The sequence below is a fragment of the Gammaproteobacteria bacterium genome (genome assembly GCA_037388465.1).
Classification (GTDB): domain Bacteria; phylum Pseudomonadota; class Gammaproteobacteria; order SpSt-1174; family SpSt-1174; genus JARRKE01.
Genome location: JARRKE010000097.1, coordinates 1 through 6475, shown reverse-complemented (window position 1 = coordinate 6475; position 6475 = coordinate 1). Strand labels below are relative to the sequence as shown.

General features: G+C 64.3%; 5 protein-coding genes. All 5 read left to right on the top strand.

All coding sequences use genetic code 11. The features are described 5' to 3' along the window. Positions 1–164: 164 nt before the first annotated feature. Positions 165–794, top strand: a complete 630-nt coding sequence (gene lolA / locus P8Y64_12995) for an outer membrane lipoprotein chaperone LolA (protein ID MEJ2061382.1) — start codon at positions 165–167, stop codon at positions 792–794. Between the two features lie 53 nt (positions 795–847). Then, positions 848–2149, top strand: a complete 1302-nt coding sequence (locus P8Y64_12990; protein ID MEJ2061381.1) for a replication-associated recombination protein A — start codon at positions 848–850, stop codon at positions 2147–2149. 44 nt (positions 2150–2193) lie between these two features. Beyond that, a complete protein-coding gene (locus P8Y64_12985; protein ID MEJ2061380.1) occupies positions 2194–4125 on the top strand; it encodes a DUF294 nucleotidyltransferase-like domain-containing protein in 1932 nt (643 codons plus the stop codon). A 112-nt stretch (positions 4126–4237) separates the two neighbouring features. After that, positions 4238–4495, top strand: a complete 258-nt coding sequence (locus P8Y64_12980; GenBank protein MEJ2061379.1) for a DUF4212 domain-containing protein — start codon at positions 4238–4240, stop codon at positions 4493–4495. 14 nt (positions 4496–4509) lie between these two features. Next, a complete protein-coding gene (locus P8Y64_12975) occupies positions 4510–6288 on the top strand; it encodes a cation acetate symporter (GenBank protein MEJ2061378.1) in 1779 nt (592 codons plus the stop codon). Positions 6289–6475 lie beyond the last annotated feature (187 nt).

Here is a 6475-nt window from a genome sequence, read left to right as displayed (position 1 = left end):
GAGGCCGGCATCGTCAGTCCGCTGCAGTCCAACGGCCAGCGCGAGGTCATCGCCAACGCACCGCCGGAGTGATACAACTGCCGGTATCGCCGCCCGGCACCCGGTCTCCGCTATGCGGTCCAAAGCACTCAGCACTCGTATTCACACCCATGGTTCCTGTTCCGATGAAACGTTCCCTGTTCCTCGTTACCCTGCTCCTGCTGTCCGCCATGCCTGCCTGGGGGGCGGATGCCGTCAGCCGGCTGAACGACTTCTTCCTCAATACCGGCAGCCTGCAGGGCGGGTTCAAGCAGACGGTGGTGGACGAAAACGGCAAGCTGGTGCAAAAGGCGGACGGGGATTTCCTGCTGCTGCGTCCCGGCCGCTTCCGCTGGGAATACAAGCATCCGAACCAGCAGCTGATCGTGTCCGATGGGCAGTACCTGTGGATCTACGATCCGGATCTCGCCCAGGTGACCGTCAAGTCCATCGGCAAGGCCCTGGGCGTGGCGCCCATCATGCTGCTCAGCCAGAAGCGCAAGCTGAGCGATGATTTCATCGTCAGCACCCTGCCGGCCGCGCACGGCCTGGACCGGGTGGAGCTGGACCCCAAGGTCGAGGACACCGATTTCCGCAAGATCATCTTCGGCCTGCAAGGCAACGAGGTCCGCCAGATGGTGCTGTTCGATCAGTTCGGACAGAAGACCACCATCGTGTTCGAGCATCTCAAGGTCAACGCACCGATCTCGCCGGCACGCTTCCACTTCACGCCGCCGCCCGGCGTGGATGTCATCAACGCCGCCGAACCTTCCTGAGCTTGGACCTGTTCGAAGACCAGCTACCCACCTACCAGCCGCTTGCGGACCGCATGCGGCCGCAGACCCTGGACGAGTTCTACGGCCAGTCGCATCTGCTCGGTCCCGACAAGCCACTGCGCCGCGCCATCGAGGAGGACCGCCTGCACTCCATGGTGTTCTGGGGGCCGCCGGGTACCGGCAAGACCACCCTGGCGCGCATGATCGCGCATTACTGCGGCGCGCAGTTCCTGAGCCTGTCCGCCGTGCTGTCGGGGGTGAAGGAGATCCGTGAGGCCATCGCCAAGGCCCGCGAGGCGCGCCAGATCGACGGTCGCGCCACCGTGCTGTTCGTCGACGAGGTGCACCGCTTCAACAAGTCGCAGCAGGATGCCTTCCTGCCGCATATCGAGAACGGCACCGTGTTCTTCATCGGCGCCACCACCGAAAATCCGTCCTTCGAACTCAACAACGCGCTGCTCTCGCGGGTGCGCACCTATGTGCTCAAGTCGCTGACCGAGGAAGAACTGCGCCGCATCATCCGCCACGCGCTGGAAGACGAGGCCAACGGCCTGGGTGAGCGGCATATCGAACTGGCGGCCGAGCAGGAGGAACAGCTGGCGCGCACCGCCGACGGCGACGCACGGCGCGCCCTCAATCTGCTGGAGATCGCCGCCGACCTGGCCGAGGAGCAGGACGGGCACGCGGTCATCACCGATCAGACCCTGCAGGAGGTCCCCAGCCAGGGGCTGCGCCGCTTCGACAAGCACGGCGAATATTTCTACGACCAGATCTCCGCGCTGCACAAGTCGGTGCGCGGCTCCGATCCCGATGCCGCGCTGTACTGGCTGTGCCGCATGCTGGACGGCGGCTGCGACCCGCTTTACGTCGCGCGGCGGGTGGTGCGCATGGCCTCCGAGGACATCGGCAACGCCGATCCGCGCGCCTTGCAGCTCGCGCTGGCCGCCTGGGACACCTACGAGCGCCTGGGTTCGCCCGAAGGCGAGCTGGCCATCGCCCAGGCCGTGGTCTACATGGCCGTGGTGCCCAAGAGCAACGCCGTGTACACCGCCTTCGGCGCCGCCATGCGCAGCGCCCGCGAGCACGGCACGACGGAGGTGCCGCTGCACCTGCGCAACGCGCCGACGCGCCTGATGAAGGAGCTCGATTACGGCAAGGACTACCGCTACGCCCACGACGAGGAGGAGGCCTATGCCGCGGGCGAGCGCTATTTCCCCGACGAGATGGCGTCGGAACGGTACTACTATCCGCGGGATCGCGGCCTGGAGGCGAAGATCCGGGCGCACCTGGAGCACTTGCGTCAGCTCGACGCAAACGCCAAAGTAAAGGGGCGCGGTAAAAAACAGGATAAATAAAGGCATCGCATCCGCGATGTCTTCGACAAAATCCGCGAGGGGGGATGATGGGGGATCAGACCGACTTCGGAACGGGAACGGCGGAGCATCAGGATGCCCTGGGTGAAGCCGTCACCGCCTTTTTGTCGCGTCACGCCCCGTTCGACCACATGGAGTCGGACGCGCTCGAATTTCTGGCCGGGCGTCTGCATATCGGTTTTTACGCTGCGGGCGATACCATCACCGGCCCGCAGGACGGACCCGCTTCCCGCTACTACATCGTCAAGCAGGGCCGCGTCGTGGGCGTGTCGCCCGAGGGCGAGGGCGGTGCCGAAAACGCCTGGGAACTGACCCCGGGTGAGAGTTTTCCCATCGGCGCGCTGCTGGCCGAACGTCCCGCGCATACCGCGCATCGCGCCGCCGAAGACACCTTTCTCTACGAACTCGACAAGGCCGATTTCGACCGCCTGCTGCATCGCAGTGAGGCCTTTCGCGATTTCTGCACCCGCCGCCTGGCCAACCTGCTGGAGATCGTCCAGCAGCGCGCGCAGGCGGGCGTCACCCGGGAAACCGCCGGCGGCGCGGCGCTCGAACGCGCCCTGAGCGACGTCGTGCGCCGGCCGCCGCTGTCCGTGCGTCCCGATGCGACGCTGCGCGACGCGCTGGAGGCGATCCGCGACGCGCGGGTGAGCAGCATCGTGGTGGTGGATGAGGCAGGCGCGCCGCTGGGGCTGTTCACCCTGCAGGACCTGCTCGCCAAGGTGGTTCTGCCGGGCGTCGACCTGGACGTGCCGGTACGCGAAATGATGGGCGCGGAGTTCGTTTCGCTGCCGCCCCGGGCGACCGCCTATGAGGCGGCCGTGAGCATGGCGCAAAGCGGCGCCAAGCATCTGTGCGTGGTCGAGGACGGACGCCTGACCGGCGTGGTGACCGAGCGCGACCTGTTCAACGTGCGCGGCATCGGGTTGTCGCGCCTGAGCCGGGAGATCGCCGCCGCCGCCCCCGACGTGGACGCACTGGCGCGTCTGCAACGCGAACTGCACGGCTTCGTCGACCAGATGCTGTCGCAGGGCGTCGACGCCGTGCACATCCTGCGCATCATCAGCGGCTTCAACGACCAGATCACGCGCCGCGTGATCCGCCTGTGCGAGACCGAGGGCAAACCGGAAATCGACTACGTGTGGCTGGCCTTCGGCAGCGAGGGCCGCCACGAACAGACCCTCAAGACCGACCAGGACAACGGCATGCTGTTTCTGCCGCCGCAGGGCATGTCGGCGGAGGAGGCACGACGCCAGTTGCTGCCCCTGGCGGAACGCATCAACGAGGCCCTGGCACGCTGCGGTTATCCGCTGTGCCCCGGCGATGTCATGGCGCGCAATCCTGAGTGCTGCCTGAGCCTGGAGGAATGGCGCGACCGCTTCAACCGCTGGATCGATCAGGGCACGCCCGAACACCTGCTCAAGGCCACCATCTTTTTCGACTTCAGGGCCGTGGCGGGCGACGCCGCGCCGGCCGAGGAACTGCGCGCGCATTTGTTGAAGCAAAGCGCGCGCAACAGCCGTTTCCGCCGGCAGCTTGCCGAGAACGCCTTGCGGCTGCGTCCGCCGCTCGGCCTGTTCGGCGATTTCCGGACGTCCAAGCATAACGGCGTCGCCACCGTGGACCTGAAGACCCACGGGGTGACGCCGTTCGTGGATGCCGCACGCATCCACGCACTGGGGCATGGCATCGGGGCAACCACGACCCTGGAACGGCTCGATGCTGCAGCAGCGCAGGGGGTGCTGCAGCCGGAGGCCGTGTCGGCCTGGCGCGACGCCTTTCGCTATATCGAACTGCTGCGCATGCGCCTGCATCGCGAGCAGGCGCGCGAGGGCAACGCGCTTTCGAATCACATGGCGCCGGACCAGCTCAACGACCTGGAGCAGCGCATCCTCAAGGAGTCGTTTCGCCAGGCGAGAAAACTTCAGGCGGGGCTAGCCCTGGAGTACCAGCTATAATCTTTTGATCCGATGCAAGGGCTACACGGGGGCATCGGGCAAAAAAACTGGAGTCGGTACGGCCACGGAGCGGGCCAATAAAAGCAAACGTAACTTGGGAGGAAGTAACGTGATAAGCAAAGAGAACGCCAGTGCCTACTGGGCGGCCAATCTGCGCCTGCTGGTAGGCTGTCTCGTCGTGTGGTTCATCGTTTCCTACGGGTTCGGCATTATCCTCGCCGCACCCTTGAACCACATTCATCTCGGTGGATACCCGCTCGGCTTCTGGTTCGCACAGCAGGGTTCTATCTACACCTTCGTGATCCTGATCTTTTTCTATGCCTGGCGCATGAACAAGCTGGATCGTCATTACGACGTGCACGAAGACTAACAGGGGGATAATCCATGAGCCTTCAGACACTGACCTATCTGGTTGTCGGTGCCAGCTTCGTTTTGTATATCGGCATCGCAATCTGGGCCAAGGCAAGAAGCACCGGTGAGTTCTACGTCGCCGGCAAGGGTGTTCATCCCGTTGCCAACGGTATGGCCACTGCCGCCGACTGGATGTCGGCCGCCTCGTTCATTTCCATGGCCGGCCTCATCGCCTTCAAGGGCTACGACGCCTCCGTGTATCTGATGGGGTGGACCGGCGGCTACGTGCTGCTCGCCATGCTGCTCGCACCCTATTTGCGTAAATTCGGCAAATACACCGTGCCCGAGTTCATCGGCGACCGGTATTACTCGCGCACCGCGCGCATCGTGGCCGTGATCTGCCTCATCGTCGCCTCCATCACCTACGTTATCGGGCAGATGAAGGGCATCGGCGTCGCCTTCGGCCGGTTCCTGGAGGTCGATTTCCACACCGGCGTGGTGGTGGGTATGGCCATCGTGTTCGTCTACGCCGTGCTGGGCGGCATGAAGGGCATCACCTACACGCAGATTGCGCAGTACGTGGTGCTGATATTCGCCTACACCGTGCCCGCGATCTTCATCTCCCTGCAGCTGACCGGCAACCCGCTGCCGCAACTGGGCCTGGGTAGCACGATGAACGGATCGGAAACGCACTTGCTGACCAAGCTGAATCACGTGCTGGTCGATTTGGGTTTCGCATCGTACACGGCGGAGAAGGGGGGCATGTTGAATATGTTCCTGCTGACCCTGTCGCTGATGATCGGCACGGCGGGGCTGCCCCACGTCATCATCCGCTTCTTCACCGTGCCGCGCGTGCGTGATGCGCGTGTCTCCGCCGGCTGGAGTCTGGTGTTCATCGCCATTCTCTACACCACGGCGCCGGCCGTGGGTGCGATGGCCATCTACAACTTCATCAAGACCATCCAGACCGGACCGGTGGGTGCGCCGACCGCCAACCTGGAGTTCGACCAGCGTCCGCAGTGGTTCAAGAACTGGGAGAAGACCGGCCTGCTGAAGTTCGAGGACAAGAACGGCGACGGCCGTATCCAGTACTACAACGACAAGAACCAGTCGTATGCCGAGGCGGCCAGCGCTTTCGGCTGGAAGGGCAACGAGATGGTCAAGGTCGACCGCGACATCATGGTGCTCGCCAATCCGGAAATCGCCAAGCTGCCCGACTGGGTGATCGCCCTGGTGGCCGCAGGCGGTATCGCGGCGGCGCTCTCGACCGCGGCAGGGTTGTTGTTGGCGATAGCGTCGGCCATATCGCATGACCTGTTGAAGGGCGTGTTCATGCCGAAGATCTCGGAGAAAAACGAGCTCATGGCAGGACGTATCGCCATGGCAGGTGCCATCCTGGTGGCTGGCTATCTGGGCATGAATCCACCGGGCTTTGCGGCACAGGTGGTGGCCCTGGCATTCGGTCTGGCGGCATCGAGCCTGTTCCCGGTGCTGCTGCTGGGTATCTTCTCCAAGCGCGTCAACCGCATGGGGGCGATCAGCGGCATGCTGTCGGGCCTGACCGTCACGCTGGTGTACATCTTCATCTACAAGGGCTGGCTGTTCCTGCCCGGCACCAACAATCTGCCCAACACGGCGGAATACTGGCTGTTCGGTATTCAGCCTGAGGCGTTCGGTGCCGTGGGTGCGCTGGTGAACATCGTGGTGGCCTGGACCGTCTCCCGCATGACCGAGGCGCCGCCTGAGCACATCCAGGACATCGTCGAGCATGTCCGCATTCCCCGTGCAGCGGGGGAGACCGGCGCGTCCTGACGCACCGGTTGTCGTACCGTGACGGTGCGCCGGGTCTTGTGACCCGGCGCACTGTTTACTGATTCCCGCCATCATGGCCGGTATGATGCGGTCATGAGCACCTGATTGCGGAGACCTCCATGGACGAAGCGCTGGCGGATATCGTCAACTTTCTGCGCGCCAGTCCCCCCTTCGACACCCTGAGCGA